Raw genomic sequence first — 19582 nt, forward strand, 5'->3', positions numbered from 1 at the left:
AAAAAATTTTAAACATTACAATTTATAACAGAAGAAAAAAATTTAAAAAATTGTTTCTTTTAAAATAATTTTTTAATTAGCATTTAATAATTCAGTTAAATTAGCAGCAGCCGAATCTGCTGAAGAAATATTATTTGTCTTTTTATTTAATAATTTTTTTTTCTTAATTCTATTTTGATGATAAGAATATCCAGTTCCAGCAGGAATTAATCTTCCTACAATAACATTTTCTTTTAATCCTTTTAATTTGTCACATTTACCAGATACTGATGATTCAGTTAAAACTCTTGTTGTTTCTTGAAAAGAAGCAGCAGAAATAAAGGATGAAGTTGCTAAAGAAGCTTTAGTAATACCCAATAAATCATGATTATATAATACTAAATTTTTCCCTTGCTCTTGTAATTTTTTATTTGTAATTTTTATTTTTGATACTTCTACTTGTTCTCCTTCTAAAAAATTAGAATCTCCCATTTTTATTATAGTAGCTTTACGTAACATTTGACGTATAATAACTTCTATATGTTTATCATTAATTTTTACTCCTTGAAGTCGATAAACATCTTGTACTTCGTTAATTATATAATTAGTAACAGCATTAATTCCTCTTAATCTTAAAATATCATGTGGAGATTCTGGACCATCTGAAATTATATCTCCTTTATTAATTAATTCTCCTTCAAATATATTAAGCTGTCTCCATTTTGGAATCATTTCTTCATATGGTTTAATATCAGAATTTACAGGAGTAATTATTATTCGTCTTTTTCCTTTTGTTTCTTTACCAAAAGAAATAATACCACTAATTTCTGCTAAAATAGCAGAATCTTTTGGTTTTCTAGCTTCAAATAAATCAGCTACTCTTGGAAGTCCTCCAGTAATATCTTTAGTTCCACCTGATTCTTGAGGTACTTTTGCTAAAACATCTCCTATATTTATATTAATACCATCTTTTAAGTGAACTATTGATTTATTAGGTAAAAAATAATGTGCAGGCATGTCCGTACCTGGAATTATTATATCTTCACCATTATTATTTATTATTTTAATCATAGGTCTAAAATCTCTTCCTATAGAAGTTCTTTCAAAAGTATCTAAAACAACAATAGATGTTAATCCAGTTAAATCATCAGTTTGTTTTATAATTGTTTGTCCTTCTAACATATCAACAAATTTTATTTTTCCACTTACTTCACTAATAATAGGCATACTATGCGGATCCCAGTAAGAAACTATTTCTCCTGCAATAATATCTGATCCATTTTTTTTTGTTATAATAGCACCATATGGTATTTTATAACTTTCTATGATTTTATTTAAATTATTTATAATTTTTAATTCAGAATTTCTAGATATTACTACTAATTTATTAGTAGAATTTATAACTGATTTTACATTTATTAATTTTATAGTTCCATTATCTTTAACTTGAATACTCGATTCTGTAGCAGAACGAGAAGCAGCACCTCCAACATGAAAGGTTCTCATTGTTAATTGTGTTCCAGGTTCACCTATTGATTGTGCTGCAATAACTCCTACAGCTTCTCCTATATTTATAAGATGTCCTCTAGCTAAATCACGACCATAACAATATGCACAAACTCCAAAATTATTTTCACAACTAACAACAGATCTTACTTTAATATCATCAATTGAATATTGTTCTAATATATCACAGTATTTTTCATTTAATAATGTATTTCTATGAATTAAAATTTTTTTGCTATTTGGATAAAAAATATCTTCTGAAACGACTCTTCCCAATACTCTCTCTCTTAGAGATTCTTTTATATCTCCTCCAGTAATAATAGAAGAAATTTTTATACCATCTAAAGTTAAACAATCATTTTTTGTTATTACTAAATCTTGAGCTACATCTACTAATCTACGAGTAAGATAACCAGAATTTGCCGTTTTTAAAGCAGTATCTGCTAATCCTTTACGAGCTCCATGAGTTGAAATAAAATACTGTAAAACATTTAATCCTTCTCTAAAATTAGCAATAATTGGAGTTTCAATAATAGAACCATCTGGTTTTGCCATTAAACCTCTCATCCCAGCTAATTGTCTAATTTGTGCTGCAGAACCTCTAGCACCAGAATCTGCCATCATAAAAATATTATTAAAAGAACTTTGTTTTGTTATAAAACCATTTTTATTTATTACTTTTTCTATAGACAAATTTTTCATCATAGCTTTTGCTACTTTTTCATTAGCAGCTGCCCAAATATCAATAACTTTATTATATTTTTCTCCTGAAGTAACAAGACCTGATTGAAATTGTTCTTGAATTTCAGTAACTTCAGATTCTGCTTCAGAAATAATTTCTGTCTTATTATCAGGAATTACAATATCATCTATACCAACAGAAGAACCAGATTTAGCAGCATAATAAAAACCAGTATACATAATTTGATCAGCAAAAATAACTGTAGATTTTAATCCTAAAATTCGATAACATATATTTAAAATTTGTGAAATATCTTTTTTACCTAAAGTTTTATTTATCATATTATATGATATACCCTTAGGTACATAATTCCAAAAAATAGCTCTACCAATTGTAGTATTATAAATATTACTATTTTTTATCCATGTATCTTTAATTAAATTTTTTTTATATTCTTTAATTTTTACTTTAACGCGAGCATGTAAATCAGCTTGTCCAAGAATATAAACACGTTCCGCTTCTTTAGGACCTGTTAATATCATTCCTTCTCCATATGCATTAATTTTATCCTTAGTCATATAATATATGCCTAATACTACATCTTGTGATGGAACAATAATTGGTTCTCCGTTTGCAGGGGATAAAATATTATTAGTAGACATCATTAAAATTCTTGCTTCTAATTGTGCTTCTAATGTTAAAGGAATATGAACAGCCATTTGATCTCCATCAAAATCTGCATTATATGCTGCACACACTAAAGGATGTAATTGTATTGCTTTACCTTCAATTAAAATAGGTTCAAAAGCTTGAATTCCTAATCGATGTAAAGTTGGAGCTCTATTTAATAAAATAGGATGTTCTTTTATTACTTCATCTAAAATATCCCATACTATCGATTCTTCTTTTTCTACCATTTTTTTTGCAGCTTTAATAGTATTTGCAAATCCTTTTATTTCTAATTTTCCATATATAAATGGTTTAAATAATTCTAATGCCATTTTTTTAGGTAACCCACATTGATGTAATCGTAAATATGGGCCTACTGTAATAACAGATCTACCTGAATAATCAACTCTTTTACCTAATAAATTTTGTCTAAATCTACCTTGTTTACCCTTAATCATGTCAGCTAATGATTTTAAAGGACGTTTATTAGAACCAGTAATTGATTTTCCTCTTCTTCCATTATCTAATAATGCATCAACCGCTTCTTGTAACATACGTTTTTCATTTTTTATTATAATACCAGGGGCTGATAATTCTAATAAACGTTTTAATCTATTATTACGATTAATAACTCGACGATATAAATCATTTAAATCAGATGTCGCAAATCTTCCTCCATCTAAAGGAACTAAAGGTCTTAAATCTGGAGGTAATACAGGTAATACTGTCATAATCATCCATTCTGGTTTATTACCTGAATTTATGAAAGATTCTAATAGTTTTATTCTTTTAGATATTTTTTTTTTTTTAGTTTCAGAATTAATATTATTTAATTCATTACGTAATATTTTACATTCTTGTTTTAAATTAATATTTTTTAATAAATATTGTATTGCTTCTGCTCCCATTTTAGCTTCGAACTCGTTACCAAATTCCTCTAATGAATCTAAATACTGTTCTTCAGATAAAATCTGTTTTTTATTTAATGAAGACATACCTTCTTCAATTACTACATATGATTCAAAATATAATACTCTTTCTATATCCTTTAAAGGCATATTTAATAATAAACCTATTCTAGAAGGTAAGGATTTTAAAAACCATATATGTGCAATTGGAGATGCTAATTCAATATGTCCCATTCGATCTCTTCTTACTTTAGTTTGTGTAACTTCTACTCCACATTTTTCACAAACAACACCTCTATGTTTTAAACGTTTATATTTACCACATAAACATTCATAATCCTTAATTGGACCAAAAATACGAGCACAAAACAAACCATCTCTTTCTGGTTTAAAAGTACGATAATTAATTGTTTCAGGTTTTTTTACTTCTCCAAAAGACCAAGATTTTATCATATCAGAAGAAGCTAAAGAAAGTTTTATTGTATCAAATTCTTCTATTTTATTTTGTGATTTTAAAAAATTAAATAAATCTTCCACAAATTTATTACCTCAATCATATTATGAGCAGATAAGAAATTTTTATATTTATTAATTACTATTTATTTTCTAAACTAATATTTATACCTAATGAACGTATTTCTTTTAATAAAACATTAAAAGATTCTGGAATGCCAGCATTCATTTGATGATTTCCATCAACAATATTTTTATACATTTTTGTTCTACCATTTACATCATCAGATTTAATTGTTAACATTTCTTGTAAAGTATATGCTGCTCCATATGCTTCTAATGCCCAAACTTCCATTTCACCAAATCTTTGTCCTCCAAATTGAGCTTTTCCTCCTAAAGGTTGTTGTGTTACTAAACTATAGGAACCTGTAGATCTAGCATGCATTTTATCATCTACTAAATGATTTAATTTTAACATATACATATATCCGACAGTAACAGGTTTTTCAAAAGGTTCTCCTGTACGTCCATCATATAATTTAATTTGTCCAGAAATTGGTAAATTTGATAATTTTAATAATTCTTTAATTTCATTTTCTTTAGCACCATCAAATACTGGTGTAGCTATAGGCATTCCTTTTTTTAAATTTTTTGCTAATATCATAATTTCATTATTACTAAAATTATTTAAATTTATATTTTGATAAATATGATTACCAATATCATATGCCTTTTGAAGGAAAATACGTATTTTTTCTATATTTTTTTTTTTTAATAAAAATTTAATTTTATTACCTATTTCTTTAGCTGCCATACCTAAATGAGTTTCTAAAATTTGCCCTATATTCATTCTAGATGGAACACCTAAAGGATTTAACACAATATCAACAGGAATTCCATTATCATCATAAGGCATATCTTCTATAGGGCAAATTTTAGAAATAACACCTTTATTTCCATGTCTTCCTGCCATTTTATCACCTGCTTGTATTTGTCTTTTTACTGCTAAATTTACTTTAATAATTTTTAAAATACCAGGAGCTAAATCATTACTTTGTGTAATTTTTTTTTTTTGTAATTTTATTTTTTTTTCAAATATATTTTTTATTTCTTTATATTGTTTAATATAATTATTTAATTTTTTTTGTTTTATTTTATCTTTTAAAGAAAGAGAGCTAAAATAATTAATGTCAAAAATTTTTATATTTTCTTTCATTAAAAAATCATTATTTAATAAAAATTTTTTTATATTAGAAATAATATTATTTTCAAAAATTTTTTGTTCAGCAAGTAAATCTTGTTTTATTTGATTAAATTGCATTTCTTCAATTTCTAAAGTTCTTTTATCTTTTTTTACTCCATCTCTTGTAAAAATTTGAACATCAATAACTGTACCTAAAGTCCCATTAGGAACACGTAAAGAAGTATCTTTTACATCAGAAGCTTTTTCTCCAAAAATAGCACGTAATAATTTTTCTTCTGGTGATAATTGTGTTTCTCCTTTTGGAGTGACTTTACCTACAAGAATATCTCCACTTTTAACTTCCGCACCAATATATACAATTCCACATTCATCTAATTTAGATAAAGAAGATTCACTTACATTTGGTATATCAGATGTAATTTCTTCTTGACCTAATTTTGTATCACGAGATATACAAGATAATTCTTGTATGTGTATAGTCGTAAATTTATCTTTTTGGACAATTTTTTCTGATAATAAAATTGAATCTTCAAAATTATAACCATTCCAGGGCATAAAAGCTACTCTCATATTTTGTCCTAATGCTAATTCTCCTAAATCTGTAGCGGGTCCATCTGCTAAAATATCACCTTTATAAACTAATTCATTTAAATAAACACATGGAATTTGATTTATACATGTATTTTGATTAGATCTTATATATTTTTCTAAATGATATATATCTATATTATTTTTATTATTGATGTTATCATTTATTTTTACAATAATTTTTGAAGAATCTACATATTGTATAATACCAGAATTTTTAGCAATAACAGTAACACCAGAATCAATTGCTACAATTCTTTCCATACCAGTTCCTACTAATGGTTTTTCAGCTTTTAAAGTAGGAACTGCTTGTCTCTGCATATTAGCTCCCATTAAAGCTCTATTAGCATCATCATGTTCTAAAAAAGGAATTAATGAAGCACCTACAGAAACAATTTGTTGTGTGGAAACATCCATATAATGAATTTGATTTTTGTTAAACAAGCCAGATTCACCTTTATAACGACATGTGATAAATTCATCAATTATATATCCATTTTGATTAAGATCTGTATTAGCTTGTGCAATAATAAAATTTCCTTCTTCTATCGAAGATAAATAATTAATTTTACTAGTAACTAATCCATTTTTCACAAGTCTATATGGTGTTTCTAAAAAACCGTATTCATTTGTTCGGGCATAAACTGATAATGAATTTATTAAACCTATATTAGGACCTTCTGGAGTTTCGATAGGGCATACTCGTCCATAGTGAGTAGGATGTACATCTCTAACTTCAAATCCAGCTCTTTCTCTAGTTAATCCTCCGGGCCCTAAAGCAGAAATACGTCTTTTATGTGTAATTTCAGATAATGGATTATTTTGATCCATAAATTGTGATAATTGGCTAGAACAAAAAAATTCTTTTATAGCTGCAGAAATTGGTTTAGCATTAATCATATCTTGAGGTGTTAAAGTTTCTAAATCTCCTAAAGATAATCTTTCTTTTACAGCTCTTTCAACACGAATCAGACCTATACGAAATTGATTTTCTGCCATTTCACCAATAGAACGTATTCTTCTATTACCTAAATGATCAATATCGTCGATATTTCCTTTTCCATTACGAATGTTAATTAATTTTTTAATTACATCAATAATATCTTTTTTATTAAGTGTACCAGAACCATTAATATGTTCACGTAATAATGAACGATTAAATTTCATTCTACCAACAGGAGATAAATCATAACGATCTTCTACAAAAAATAATCTTTTAAATAAGATTTCCGCTGCTTCTTTTGTAGGTGGTTCACCTGGACGCATCATTCTATATATTTCTACTAAAGCTTCCAAACGATTAGTAGTAGTATCTAATTTTAGTGTTTCTGAAATATATGAACCATGATCCAAATCATTAGTAAAAATTGTTTCAATAAATTTATTACTTTCAAAAATTTTTTTAATTATATCTATAGATAAAGGATAATTAGCAGAAATAATTACTTCTCCAGTAGAAGTATCTATATAATCTTTATTAACTATTTGGCCTACCATATATTCTATAGGAACATTAATATGTTTTATATCATCTTTTTTTAAATGATTAATATGACGTATAGTAATTCTTTTACCTTTTTTAACATAACAAATATTATTATATTTAATATCAAAAAATGCTGTTTCTCCTCTTAATCTTTCTGGAACTAATATCATTGAAATTTTTTGATTTTTCATATAAAAAATATTTTTTTTAAAAAAAATATCTAGTATCTCTTCTATATCATAACCTAAAGCACGTAAAATAATTGTAATTGGTAATTTTCTTCTTCTATCTATACGTACAAAAATATTATCTTTGGGATCAAATTCAAAATCTAACCAAGAACCTCTATAAGGTATAATACGAGCATTATATAATATTTTTCCTGATGAATGTGTTTTTCCTTTATCACTATCAAAAAAAACTCCAGGACTTCTGTGTAATTGTGAAACAACTACACGTTCAATTCCATTTACTATAAAAGTACCATTTTTTGTCATTAAAGGTATTTCGCCCATATATACTTCTTGTTCTTTTATATTCTTAATTGATAATGATTTTGATATTTCTTTATCATAGATAATTAATTTTAATATTACTTTTAGTGAAGCTGAATATGTCATGCCTCTTGTATGACATTCTTTAACATCATAAAGAGATTTTTCTAAACGATAATTAACATATTCTAATTTAGAATAACCATTATAACTAGATATAGGAAAAATACTTTTTAATGCAGCTTCTAAACCATATTGCCCTTTATGATCTTTTTCTATAAACTTTTTAAATGAATTTATTTGGATAGAAAGTAAATATGGAATATTTAAAACTTGAGGTCTTTTTCCAAAATTTTTACGAATACGTTTTTTTTCAGTTTGAGAATAAACCATATGGTTCCTCAGTTAGCTGATAAACTAAGTAATTAAATTAATATAATTATGAATTATAAAAAATTACTTAAATAATAAAATATTTATTATATAATAATTATTATTAGATTATTTAATTTCTATTTCTGCTCCAGAAATTTTTAATTTTGATTCTAAATCTAAAGCCTCTTCTTTATTAATAGCTTCTTTTAATATTACAGGAGCAGATTCTACTAAATCTTTAGCTTCTTTTAATCCTAAATTCATTATACTTCTAACTGCTTTTATAACAGATATTTTGTTTTTTCCTATATTTTTTAAATAAACATTAAATTCAACTTTTTCTTCTATTTTTTTCTTATTATTATTTTCCTCATTTTTTATAACACTGGAAACACCAAATTTTTTTTCCATAGAATTTATTAATTCCATTATATCCATAATAGACATAGATTCTACAGCTTCTATTATTTGTTCTTTAGTTATTGGCATATATATTTCCTTCTTGAAAAAAAATTTTTTTATTAAAAAAAATTAAATTTATTTTATATTTTTAATTGCAATTAAAGTTCTAACTAATTTTCCCATAGAAATATCTTTTATGGTTGTTAAAAAATGGACTATAGCTTCTTTATAAGTAGGTAATTCCGCCAAAATATTAATATTTTCACTATTTATTATTTGATCATTATATGATGCTGCTTTAATTTTAAATTTATCATCAATTTTAATAAATTTTTTAATTAAACGAGCTGCGGAACCAGGGTGTTTAAGTGAATAAGCAACTAATATTGGTCCTTTTATTAATGGTTCTAAACATTTAAAATGACTATTTTTTATAATTAATTTTAATAATTTGTTTCTAATAATATTTATTACAACATTATTTTCTCTACTTTTTTTTCTTAGTTTATTTAGGTTATTAGTACAAACACCAGAAAAATCAACAATTAAAGCAGATAAAGCACATTGATTTATTTTACTTATTTTTGCAACAATCATTTTTTTTTTTTTTATATTTAATGACATTATAAGATTATTGCACTCCTGAATTTTTATAAAAAAAGAATTAAAATTATAACATAAAATATAAAATTTCAAAAAAAATACCAAACTATTTTATTAAAATAAAAATTTAATTTATTAAATTTAGACAATCTTTAGTAATATTTATGGATACTCCCATTGTAGAAGATATATGTATTTTTTTTATATAATTTTCTTTTAACTGTAATGGTTTATATTTTTTTAATATTTTCAATAAACATTTTAAATTTTCTTTAATTTTATAATTTTCAAAATTAATTTTTCCTATATTAGTATGAATAATACCATTTTTATCATTACGAAAATTTATTTGTCCATTTCGTATTTTTTTTATTGTTTTACTTACATTATTAGTTATTGTGCCTAATTTAGGATTAGGCATTAATCCTTTAGGTCCAAGAATCGGCCCTAATTTACTAACTATATCCATAGCCTCTGGCGTAGCTATAACTATGTCAAATTTTTTTTCACCATTATTAATTTTGGTTGCTAAATCAGTCATACCAATAAATTCTGCTTTTAATTTTTTTGCTTGTATTGCTTCATTACCATCAGCAAAAACGGCTAATCTAACATAATTACCAGTTCCATGTGTTAAACAAACATTACCTCTAATGTTTTGTTCTGTTTTTTTTGTATTTATTCCTAAATTTATAGCAATATCAATACTTTCAATAAATTTAACTTTACTTAATAATTTTAAATTATTAATAGCATCTTCAATAGAAAATTGTTTTTTTAAATTTATTTTTTTATGCATTAAATCCATACGTTTTTTTAATTTTATCATTATATTTTAATCCTTAATAGTTAATCCCATAGAACGAGCAGTACCTTCTATAGACAACATCATAGATTTAATATTAATTCCTGTCATATCAACATATTTTATTTCTGCAATTTTACGAATTTGATCATGAGTAATTACTCCAATTTTATCTATATTTGGTTTACTTGATCCCTTTTTAATTCCAATAATTTTTTTTATTATTGCAGATGTAGGAGGAGTTTTTGTAATAAATGTAAAAGTTTTATCTATATAAACTGTAATTATTACTGGAATAGGCATTCCTTTTTCTAAATTTTTTGTTTTTATATTAAAATCTTTACAAAAAGTCATAATATTTAATCCATGTTGTCCTAAAGCAGGGCCAATTGGAGGACTAGGATTAGCATTACCAGCTGGAACTTGTAATTTTATATAATTTTTAATTTTTTTTACCATAATATTTTTCTCTAATTATTATAAAATAAATATTTAAATTATCTATAAAAATTATCCTTTTTCTATTTGACAAAAATTTAGATCAACAGGTGTTGATCTTCCAAAAATTGATACAGAAACCTTTAATCTACTTTTTTCATAATCTACTTCTTCTACTACTCCATTAAAATCAGAAAAAGGACCATCTTTTACCCTAATCATTTCTCCTGGTTCAAATAAAATTTTTGGTCTAGGTTTATCACCAATTTTTTGTAAACGTCCTATAATAATATTTACTTCTTTTTCACTAATAGGACAAGGATTATCAGATGTTCCTCCTATAAAACCTAAAACTTTTGGAATACTACGTACTAAATGCCAACTTAATTCTTTCATAATCATATTAATTAATATATATCCTGGAAAAAATTTACGTTCACTTTTATATTTTTGACCTCTACGTATTTCAATAATAGATTCAGTAGGTACTAAAATTTTACCAAAAAAATTTTCCATAGAATGTATTTTAATATATTCTTTTAATGATTCTACAATACGATTTTCAAAACCAGAACGAGCCTGAATTACATACCATTTCTTTTTTAGAGATTTATACATATTATGTCCTCGTTCCAGTTAAAAATGATATTAAATAAATTAAAAAATTATCTAATATCCAAAGAATAATTGACATTATTATAGTAATAATTGTGATAATTAAAGCTGTTTGCCAAGTATATTTATACGTAGGCCAAATTACTTTACGAGTTTCTATTCGTGTTTCATTTATAAAAATAAGTAATTTTTTACCTTTATTTGTTGTTAATATGATATAACTTATTAAAGTTAATATTAAAAAAAATAATATTAAACGAATAGATAAAGATATATTCTGATAATTATAATCACATATTATAGTAAAAATTAATAAAAATAAACTAATAAACCATTTTATAATTTCTATAATATGTTTATTGATATTTTTTCTAAAATCCATAATATTTATTGTTATATTAACTAATTAAAATTTAATTATATAAATAATAAAATATTTTTACTAATAATTTGTTAAATAATTTTTATTATATTTAAAAAAGAATTAAAGGGAGAATTTATATATCTTCCCCTTATCTTCTTTTATATTTTATTTATTGTAAAACTTTTGTAACCACTCCAGCTCCAACAGTACGTCCACCTTCACGAATCGCAAAACGTAAACCATTAGTCATAGCTATAGGATTAATTAATGTAACAATCATATTGATATTATCTCCTGGCATAACCATTTCAATATTTGAAGGTAACTCTATAGTTCCAGTTACATCTGTTGTTCTAAAATAAAATTGAGGACGATATCCTTTGAAAAAGGCCGTATGTCTACCACCCTCATCTTTAGATAAAATATATACTTCTGCTTCAAATTTAATATGTGGTGTAATTGATCCTGGTTTTGCTAAAACTTGTCCTCTTTCTATATCTTCTCTTTTTATTCCTCGTAATAAAACTCCTATATTTTCTCCAGCACGTCCTTCGTCCAATAATTTACGAAACATTTCTACACCAGTACAAATAGATTTAATGGTATCTTTAATACCTATAATTTCTACTTCTTCTCCAACTTTTATTATACCTCTTTCTACTCTTCCAGTAACTACTGTACCTCTTCCTGAAATTGAAAAAACATCTTCTATTGGTAATAAAAAGGGTTTATCAATAACTCTTATAGGATCAGGAATATAGGTATCTAAATAATTTGTTAATTCTATTATTTTATTTTCCCATTTTTTATCACCTTCTAATGCTTTTAAAGCAGAACCTCGTACAATAGGTGTAGTATCTCCTGGAAAATTATATTGTGTTAATAAATCACGAACTTCCATCTCTACTAATTCTAATAATTCTTCGTCATCAACCATATCACATTTATTAAGAAAAACAATAATATAAGGAACACCTACTTGTCTCGCTAATAAAATATGTTCTCTAGTTTGTGGCATAGGTCCATCTGTTGCAGCAACAACTAATATAGCACCATCCATTTGAGCAGCACCTGTAATCATGTTTTTTACATAATCAGCATGTCCTGGACAATCTACATGTGCGTAATGACGAAATTTAGTATCATATTCAACATGAGAAGTATTTATAGTTATACCTCTTTCTTTTTCTTCTGGAGCATTATCAATTTGTTCAAAAGCTTTTGCTGTACCACCATATTTTTTTGATAAAACAGTTGTAATAGCTGCTGTTAAAGTTGTTTTACCATGATCAACATGTCCTATAGTACCTACATTAATATGAGGTTTAGAACGTTCAAATTTTTTTTTAGACACAGAACTATATCCTTCTAAAGAAATTAAAATTTTTTTTTAAAAAATTTTAAAATTTAATTAAAATTTTATGATTTAAATCTAGATTCAATAATTATTTTTGAAATACTATCAGGTGCTCTAGTATATTTTAAAAACTCCATAGAATATGATGCTCTTCCTTGACTACAAGAACGTAAATCTGTAGCATAACCAAACATTTCTGATAATGGAACACAAGCACGTATAGTATTTCCAGTGGGTATATTAATAATACCTTCTATAATTCCTCTTCTACGTTTTAAATCTCCAATTATATCTCCCATATATCCTTCAGGAGTTTCTACTTCTACCTTCATTATAGGTTCAAGTAAAATAGGATTAGCTTTTTTAAATGCATTTTTAAATGCAATTGCTGCTGCAACCTTAAAAGCTAATTCAGAAGAATCTACATCATGATAAGATCCAAAATGTAGTCTTATTGCAATATTAACTACAGGAAAACTTGCCATAGGACCTGATTTTAATTGTTCTTGAATACTTTTATCTATAGCGGAAATATATTCATTAGGTATTACACCACCTTTTATATCATTAGTAAATGAATAACCTTCATTATTTTTATTAGATTTTAATGGAAATATATCAATTACTACATGACCGTATTGTCCTCTACCTCCTGTCTGTTTTATATATTTACCTTCTATATTTTTTACACTATTTTGTATTGTTTCTCGATAAGAAACTTGTGGTTTTCCTATATTTGCAGCTACGTTAAATTCCCTTTTCATTCTATCAATAATTATTTCTAAATGTAATTCGCCCATTCCTGCAATAATAGTTTGATTTGTTTCTATATCAGTCCATGTTCTTAAAGAAGGATCTTCTTTTATTAAACGATTTAATGCTAAACCCATTTTTTCTTGATCCACTTTAGTTATAGGTTCTATAGCAATAGAAATAACAGGTTCTGGAAATTCCATATTTTCGAGAATTATACAATTATTAATATTACATAATGTATCTCCTGTTGTAACATTTTTTAAACCGATAGCTGCTGCAATATCTCCTGCGTAAACTTTTTTTATTTCTTCTTTTTTATTTGCATGCATTTGTACAATTCTACCAATACGTTCTTTTTGTTTCTTAATTGGATTAAATATAGTTTCTCCATTACTAACAGTTCCAGAATATACTCTAAAAAAAGTTAAATTACCGACAAAAGGATCATTAGCTATTTTAAAAGCTAATGCTGAAAATGGTTCATTATCATTAGTATTACGAGTAATTATATGTTGGTTATCACTATCAGATATGCCCTGAACTGGAGGTATATCTTTAGGAGATGGTAAATAGTCAATAATTGCATCTAATAATGACTGTACTCCTTTATTTTTAAATGCAGAACCACAAGTTATTAAAGTAATTTCATTATTTAATACTCTTTTTCTTAAAGAAAATTTAATTTCTTCTATAGTAAGATTATATCCATTTAAATATTTTTCTAATAATAATTCATCTGATTCAACCGCGGATTCTATTAATTTTTGACGCCATAATTTTACTTCTTTATTCATATTAAAAGGTATATTAGTACAATTACATTTTATTCCTTGATCTTTTTCATTCCAATATAAAGCTTTCATTTGTATTAAATCAATAATACCGGAAAATTTATTTTCTGTACCTATTGGTAATTGTAATGGGACAGCTTCTGTTATTAAATTTTTTTGTATTTGCTTAATAACTTTTATAAAATTAGCTCCCATACGATCCATTTTATTTATAAAAGCGATTCTGGGAACTTTATATTTATTAGCTTGTTTCCATACTGTTTCAGATTGTGGTTGTACTCCTCCTACAGCACAATAAATCATAACAACTCCATCTAATATTCTCATAGAACGTTCTACTTCAATTGTAAAATCTACATGTCCAGGTGTATCAATAATGTTAATTCTATGTTCTTTATATTGATTAAACATTCCAGACCAAAATGCAGTAGTAGCGGCTGAAGTAATAGTAATCCCTCTTTCTTGTTCTTGTTCCATCCAATCCATTGTGGCAGCTCCATCATGAACTTCACCTATTTTATGATTTACTCCTGTATAAAATAAAATTCTTTCTGTTGTAGTAGTTTTTCCTGCATCAATATGTGCGCTAATACCAATATTACGATAACGTGTTATAGGAGTTATACGACTCATATTATTCCTCTATTTTATTAGATAAAAATTTTAAAATTATATCAAACATTATTTTTAATAAAATAATAAACATTGATTTTAGCTACACATATTTTAATTAATTGATTTATTTTCATTTTAAATTAAAATTAGTTTAATTTTTTTATGACTAAATATTTTTACCAACGATAATGTGCAAATGCTTTGTTAGCTTCTGCCATGCGATGTATTTCTTCACGTTTTTTAACAGCATTTCCTTTTTTTTCTATAGCATCTAATATTTCATTAGTAAGTTTTAAAATCATTGATTTTTCTTGCCTTTTTCGTGCAGCATTTACTAACCAACGCATAGCTAAAGTATTTCTTCTTATAGGTCTTATTTCAACAGGAACTTGATATGTTGATCCACCTACTCTTCTAGATTTTACTTCAACTATTGGTTTTATGTTTTCTAATGCAATTAAAAATACATCTATTTCTTTTTTTCCTAATTTTTTAGTAATTAAATTTAATGAAGAATAAACAATTGATTCTGCAATAGATTTTTTACCATCTATCATAATAATATTAATAAATTTAGCCAATAGATCTGATTCAAATTGAGGATCTGGTAATATTTTACGTTGACTAACTACTCGTCTACGTGACATAAAAAACTCCATTATTTTAAAATATTTTATATAAATTGTTAATCAATAATTTTTTTATTAACTATTATTTAGGTTTTTTTGTACCATATTTTGATCTTCCTTGTTTACGATTTTTTACTCCTGTACAATCTAAAGCTCCTCTAATAGTATGATATCTTACACCTGGAAGATCTTTTACTCTTCCTCCTCTTATTAAAATTACTGAATGTTCTTGTAAATTATGACCTTCTCCAGATATATAAGAGGTTACTTCTAAACCATTTGTTAATCTTACTCTACATACTTTACGTAGTGCTGAATTTGGTTTTTTAGGAGTTGTCGTATATACTTTTATACAAACTCCTCTTTTTTGAGGACATGAATTTAAAGCAGGAACGTTAGTTTTAGTAATTTTACGAATTCTATTTTTTCGAACTAATTGATTAATTGTTGACATATTTTTTCCTAAATAGAAAATTTAATTAATTTTAAATTAAAACTATTATTTTAATAAACTACCATATAATTTGTTGTTTATTTTTTATAATTAAATCGACAAATTTTATATAATTTATACGTATAATTTGTTTTGAAATATTTAAATTTAAACCTCTAGCCAATATATCATCATTAATAGCAAATATTAATAATTTTATTTTTTTCTTAATTTTAATTATTTTTTCCATAGATTTACTATTTTTTAATCCAGCTAATACACCATCTTGAATTAAAAGTAAATCATCATGTTCATTTAAAATTTTTAATAATAAAGAAAAATTACAAGATGATGGTGAACTAAATAAGGTATATAACATAATAAATATAATTTATTTAACTAAAAATTCATAATTATATTATAATCAGCAATATTTTTTTTCCATAATATTAAATCTATTATTTTAATAGGTACAATCCAATTATTTTTTTTATAATTTTTTATTCCTAATTCTTTTAAAGATTGTAAACAAACAAAAAAATTATTAATATTACATAAATTTAAAATACTAAAACTTATATTATATTTTTTTAATAAAATATTTTTTGTTTGTTGATAATTTTTTATTTGTAAAATTCCATCTCCTATAAAAAATAAAGCTATATCCTCAGTAAATGAGGATATAGAAATTACTGTATCAAGTCCTTCTTTTCCAATATTATTTCCGTAAGGAGATGTTTTAAATATAAATGCTATTTTATTATTCATTAAAATTGAATTAATCGATCACAGGTTAATATAGATTTTGCTAATGTACTTAAAGTAGTTACTTCAAATCTATTATTAATCATATCATTATTTTGTTGATAATTTAATAATTTATTTTTATCATAATCTTCCCTAATTATGCCTCTTTTCTTAGCGGATGTAACACATAAATATAAATTTATGTTATATTTTTTACTTAATTTTTGCCAAGAATAAATTAAATTAAATTCATCTACATCAAATTTAATATTTTTATTAGCATTATAAACACCATCACAATAAAAAAATATACTTTGTATAAAATTCTTTTTTTGTATTGCTGCATTAACAAATAAATATGCTGAATAAGAATTTTGTGTATTAAAAGGAGCTCCAGTAACTAATATTACAAAAATCATATAATTTTTATTTCTTTATTATATTTAATTAAACAAAATACTTATTTTTTAATATTTATTTAGATACTGAAGAAATAATATCTAAAAGTTCAATATCAAATATTAAAGTAGAATTATTTGGTATACCAGGTATTATTTCTGTACCATAAGCTAATTTAGGAGGTACAACTAATGTAATTTTACCACCTTTTCTAATATATTTTAATCCTTCTTGCCAACCAGTAATTACTTCTTGTAAACTTATATATAAAGGTTCTTTTGAAGATGAATTATCGAATATAGTTCCATCAACTAATTTTCCTTTATATTTAATAACTATAATCATATTATTATTAGTTATTTTTTTACCCTTACCCATTTTTCTAATTTTATATATTAAGCCACTTTTAGTTTTTTTAGTATTTTTTTCTTTTAAAAATTTTCTAATATATTTTTTTGCTTCAATATTACTTTGTTTTGCTTCTTTTTTTGTCTCTTGTATAGTATATGATTGTATACTAGCTTCAAATTTTTGAATTTGCTTATTCATTTCATCTTCAGATATTTTAACTTTATTTTCTAAAACATCGGATACACCTTGAAGAATAATTTTTTTATTCAAAACTATTTTTAATTTATCCTGTGTTTGAAATGTTTTAGCTAAATATTTTCCAATTGAAACTCCTAAAGCATAGGACATCTTTTCTTGTTCATTTAATAAACAAGTTCCTTTTTTATTATTTTTTAATTTTGATTTTTTTTTTATAATTATTTTTTCTTTTTTTATAACAACTTTATTTTTATTTTTACTATTCCACCAAGATGTATTTTTTAATAAAAATGCATTTACATTAGATATATTTAAACCAATAATTACAATTAATATAATAAATATTGATTTTTTTTTAGTAAAAAATTCCATTTTTGCTCCAAAGTTTTTTAATAAGATTAATTGTTTAAAAATTTAGAATATATTATAACTTTTATATAAATAAGATAATTTATTATCTTATTTATATAAAATATTACTTTTAATAAATAAAAAAAACAAGTTAAAAAAAAACTATTTTTAAAAAATTCTAAATTAATAATTTTAACATTCTTCTTAATGGTTCTGCAGCACCCCAAAGTAATTGGTCACCAACAGAAAACATTGAAAAACAATTTTTATCTATATTTAATTTTTTTATTCTTCCAATAGGTAAATCTAATTTACCACTAACAAAAGATGGAGTAAGATAATTAATAGTACTATTAAAATCATTGGAAATAATTTTTACCCATTTATTATGAGAATTAATAATATTTTTAATATTGTTTATAGATAAATTTTTTTTTAATTTTATTGTAAAAGATTGACTGTGAGAACGTAAAGTTGCTATTCTAACACAAATACCATCTACTTGAATAGTTTTATTTGAATTTAAAATTTTATTAGTTTCAAATTGACCTTTCCATTCTTCTTTTGTTTGTCCATTATTCATTTTTTTATCTATCCATGGAATTAAACTATTAATTAAAGGAACTTTAAAATTATTTTTAGGAAAATTATAAGAATGCATTTTATTGCTAATTTTTTCTTCTATATCTAGAATATTTATAGAAGAATCATTAATTAAATGAGATATACTCTTATAAATATATTTCATTTGAAAAATAAGTTCTTGCATAAATTTAGCACCAGCACCTGATGCTGCTTGATATGTAGAAACAAAAATCCATTCAATAAGATTATTATAGAATAAGCCTCCTAAAGTCATTAACATTAGACTAACAGTACAATTTCCACCTACAAAAGTTTTAATTCCCATATTTAATTTTTGTTCTATCAATTTGTAATTAACAGGATCTAATACAATAGTAGCATTTTTTAATGTTCTTAAAATTGATGCTGCATCTATCCAATAACCTTTCCAACCTATTTTTCTTAATTTATAATAAATCTTATTTGTATAATTACTACCTTGACATGTAATAATTATATCTAATTGAGATAATTTTTCAAAATCATAAGCATTTTGTAATTTTATACATTTATTTTTTAAATCTGTAAAAGGGATATATTCTCCATACTGAGAAGTAGTAAAAAAAATAGCATTAATATTATCAAAATCTTTTTTTTTCATCATTCTATTAATAAGTACAGATCCTACCATGCCTCTCCAACCTATAAATCCTACATCTTTCATTATTATACCTTATAAAGGATTATTTTATATATTTACTTTTTGCTAAATAAAATGTTTATAAATAATATTACCAGTTTTTAATTTTAAAAGAATTAT

General features: G+C 24.4%; 17 protein-coding genes. All 17 read right to left on the minus strand.

The window, feature by feature from the left end; translation table 11 throughout:
* Window positions 1–72: 72 nt before the first annotated feature.
* Complete coding sequence (gene rpoC / locus GJT92_RS01565) at window positions 73–4281, minus strand: DNA-directed RNA polymerase subunit beta' (RefSeq protein ID WP_168919744.1); 4209 nt, start codon at window positions 4279–4281, stop codon at window positions 73–75.
* A 58-nt stretch (window positions 4282–4339) separates the two neighbouring features.
* Window positions 4340–8362, minus strand: coding sequence for a DNA-directed RNA polymerase subunit beta (gene rpoB, locus GJT92_RS01570; RefSeq protein WP_168919745.1), 4023 nt, complete (start codon window positions 8360–8362; stop codon window positions 4340–4342).
* A 108-nt stretch (window positions 8363–8470) separates the two neighbouring features.
* Window positions 8471–8833: a 50S ribosomal protein L7/L12 gene (gene rplL / locus GJT92_RS01575; RefSeq protein ID WP_168919746.1), complete on the minus strand. Its 363-nt coding sequence runs from the start codon at window positions 8831–8833 to the stop codon at window positions 8471–8473.
* Between the two features lie 48 nt (window positions 8834–8881).
* Window positions 8882–9370 (minus strand): 50S ribosomal protein L10, encoded by a 489-nt coding sequence (gene rplJ, locus GJT92_RS01580; RefSeq protein WP_168919747.1) that lies wholly within the window; start codon window positions 9368–9370, stop codon window positions 8882–8884.
* 106 nt (window positions 9371–9476) lie between these two features.
* Entirely contained in the window at window positions 9477–10178 is a 702-nt protein-coding gene (rplA, locus tag GJT92_RS01585) for a 50S ribosomal protein L1 (RefSeq protein ID WP_168919748.1), read from the minus strand.
* A 6-nt stretch (window positions 10179–10184) separates the two neighbouring features.
* Window positions 10185–10613 (minus strand): 50S ribosomal protein L11, encoded by a 429-nt coding sequence (gene rplK, locus GJT92_RS01590; protein ID WP_168919749.1) that lies wholly within the window; start codon window positions 10611–10613, stop codon window positions 10185–10187.
* A gap of 51 nt (window positions 10614–10664) precedes the next feature.
* The gene (gene nusG / locus GJT92_RS01595; protein WP_168919750.1) at window positions 10665–11210 is read right to left on the minus strand and encodes a transcription termination/antitermination protein NusG; all 546 of its coding nucleotides are present in this window, start codon (window positions 11208–11210) and stop codon (window positions 10665–10667) included.
* Between the two features lies 1 nt (window position 11211).
* Window positions 11212–11589 carry a preprotein translocase subunit SecE gene (gene secE / locus GJT92_RS01600; RefSeq protein ID WP_168919751.1) on the minus strand — a complete coding sequence of 126 codons (378 nt, stop codon included), beginning with the start codon at window positions 11587–11589 and terminating at the stop codon, window positions 11212–11214.
* A gap of 151 nt (window positions 11590–11740) precedes the next feature.
* Window positions 11741–12925, minus strand: a complete 1185-nt coding sequence (tuf, locus tag GJT92_RS01605; RefSeq protein ID WP_168919752.1) for an elongation factor Tu — start codon at window positions 12923–12925, stop codon at window positions 11741–11743.
* Between the two features lie 65 nt (window positions 12926–12990).
* Complete coding sequence (fusA, locus tag GJT92_RS01610) at window positions 12991–15108, minus strand: elongation factor G (protein WP_168919753.1); 2118 nt, start codon at window positions 15106–15108, stop codon at window positions 12991–12993.
* Window positions 15109–15266: 158 nt separating this feature from the next.
* On the minus strand, window positions 15267–15737 hold the full coding sequence (gene rpsG / locus GJT92_RS01615) for a 30S ribosomal protein S7 (RefSeq protein ID WP_168919754.1): 471 nt from the start codon (window positions 15735–15737) through the stop codon (window positions 15267–15269).
* A 64-nt stretch (window positions 15738–15801) separates the two neighbouring features.
* Window positions 15802–16173 (minus strand): 30S ribosomal protein S12, encoded by a 372-nt coding sequence (rpsL, locus tag GJT92_RS01620; RefSeq protein WP_168919755.1) that lies wholly within the window; start codon window positions 16171–16173, stop codon window positions 15802–15804.
* Window positions 16174–16231: 58 nt separating this feature from the next.
* The gene (tusB, locus tag GJT92_RS01625; RefSeq protein WP_168919756.1) at window positions 16232–16531 is read right to left on the minus strand and encodes a sulfurtransferase complex subunit TusB; all 300 of its coding nucleotides are present in this window, start codon (window positions 16529–16531) and stop codon (window positions 16232–16234) included.
* A gap of 20 nt (window positions 16532–16551) precedes the next feature.
* Window positions 16552–16920, minus strand: a complete 369-nt coding sequence (tusC, locus tag GJT92_RS01630; RefSeq protein ID WP_168919757.1) for a sulfurtransferase complex subunit TusC — start codon at window positions 16918–16920, stop codon at window positions 16552–16554.
* Window positions 16920–17318, minus strand: coding sequence for a sulfurtransferase complex subunit TusD (gene tusD / locus GJT92_RS01635; protein WP_168919758.1), 399 nt, complete (start codon window positions 17316–17318; stop codon window positions 16920–16922). The genes tusC and tusD overlap by 1 nt, the downstream gene beginning before the upstream one ends.
* Window positions 17319–17373: 55 nt before the next feature.
* The gene (gene fkpA / locus GJT92_RS01640) at window positions 17374–18219 is read right to left on the minus strand and encodes an FKBP-type peptidyl-prolyl cis-trans isomerase (protein WP_168919759.1); all 846 of its coding nucleotides are present in this window, start codon (window positions 18217–18219) and stop codon (window positions 17374–17376) included.
* 157 nt (window positions 18220–18376) lie between these two features.
* Complete coding sequence (gene asd, locus GJT92_RS01645) at window positions 18377–19489, minus strand: aspartate-semialdehyde dehydrogenase (RefSeq protein WP_211080518.1); 1113 nt, start codon at window positions 19487–19489, stop codon at window positions 18377–18379.
* Between the last annotated feature and the right edge of the window lie 93 nt (window positions 19490–19582).

The organism is Enterobacteriaceae endosymbiont of Donacia clavipes (genome assembly GCF_012570365.1).
Taxonomy (GTDB): Bacteria; Pseudomonadota; Gammaproteobacteria; order Enterobacterales; family Enterobacteriaceae.

Excerpts from the sequence above, each read along its gene's own strand:
- nusG (WP_168919750.1), bottom strand. The coding sequence starts at position 11,210 with ATGTATAAATCTCTAAAAAAGAAATGGTATGTAATTCAGGCTCGTTCT.
- rpsL (WP_168919755.1), bottom strand. The coding sequence starts at position 16,173 with ATGTCAACAATTAATCAATTAGTTCGAAAAAATAGAATTCGTAAAATT.
- rplL (WP_168919746.1), bottom strand. The coding sequence starts at position 8,833 with ATGCCAATAACTAAAGAACAAATAATAGAAGCTGTAGAATCTATGTCT.
- rplJ (WP_168919747.1), bottom strand. The coding sequence starts at position 9,370 with ATGTCATTAAATATAAAAAAAAAAAAAATGATTGTTGCAAAAATAAGT.
- fkpA (WP_168919759.1), bottom strand. The coding sequence starts at position 18,219 with ATGGAATTTTTTACTAAAAAAAAATCAATATTTATTATATTAATTGTA.
- tusB (WP_168919756.1), bottom strand. The coding sequence starts at position 16,531 with ATGTTATATACCTTATTTAGTTCACCATCATCTTGTAATTTTTCTTTA.
- rplK (WP_168919749.1), bottom strand. The coding sequence starts at position 10,613 with ATGGTAAAAAAAATTAAAAATTATATAAAATTACAAGTTCCAGCTGGT.
- tusC (WP_168919757.1), bottom strand. The coding sequence starts at position 16,920 with ATGAATAATAAAATAGCATTTATATTTAAAACATCTCCTTACGGAAAT.
- fusA (WP_168919753.1), bottom strand. The coding sequence starts at position 15,108 with ATGAGTCGTATAACTCCTATAACACGTTATCGTAATATTGGTATTAGC.
- secE (WP_168919751.1), bottom strand. The coding sequence starts at position 11,589 with ATGGATTTTAGAAAAAATATCAATAAACATATTATAGAAATTATAAAA.
- rplA (WP_168919748.1), bottom strand. The coding sequence starts at position 10,178 with ATGATAAAATTAAAAAAACGTATGGATTTAATGCATAAAAAAATAAAT.
- rpoB (WP_168919745.1), bottom strand. The coding sequence starts at position 8,362 with ATGGTTTATTCTCAAACTGAAAAAAAACGTATTCGTAAAAATTTTGGA.
- rpsG (WP_168919754.1), bottom strand. The coding sequence starts at position 15,737 with ATGTCACGTAGACGAGTAGTTAGTCAACGTAAAATATTACCAGATCCT.
- tusD (WP_168919758.1), bottom strand. The coding sequence starts at position 17,318 with ATGATTTTTGTAATATTAGTTACTGGAGCTCCTTTTAATACACAAAAT.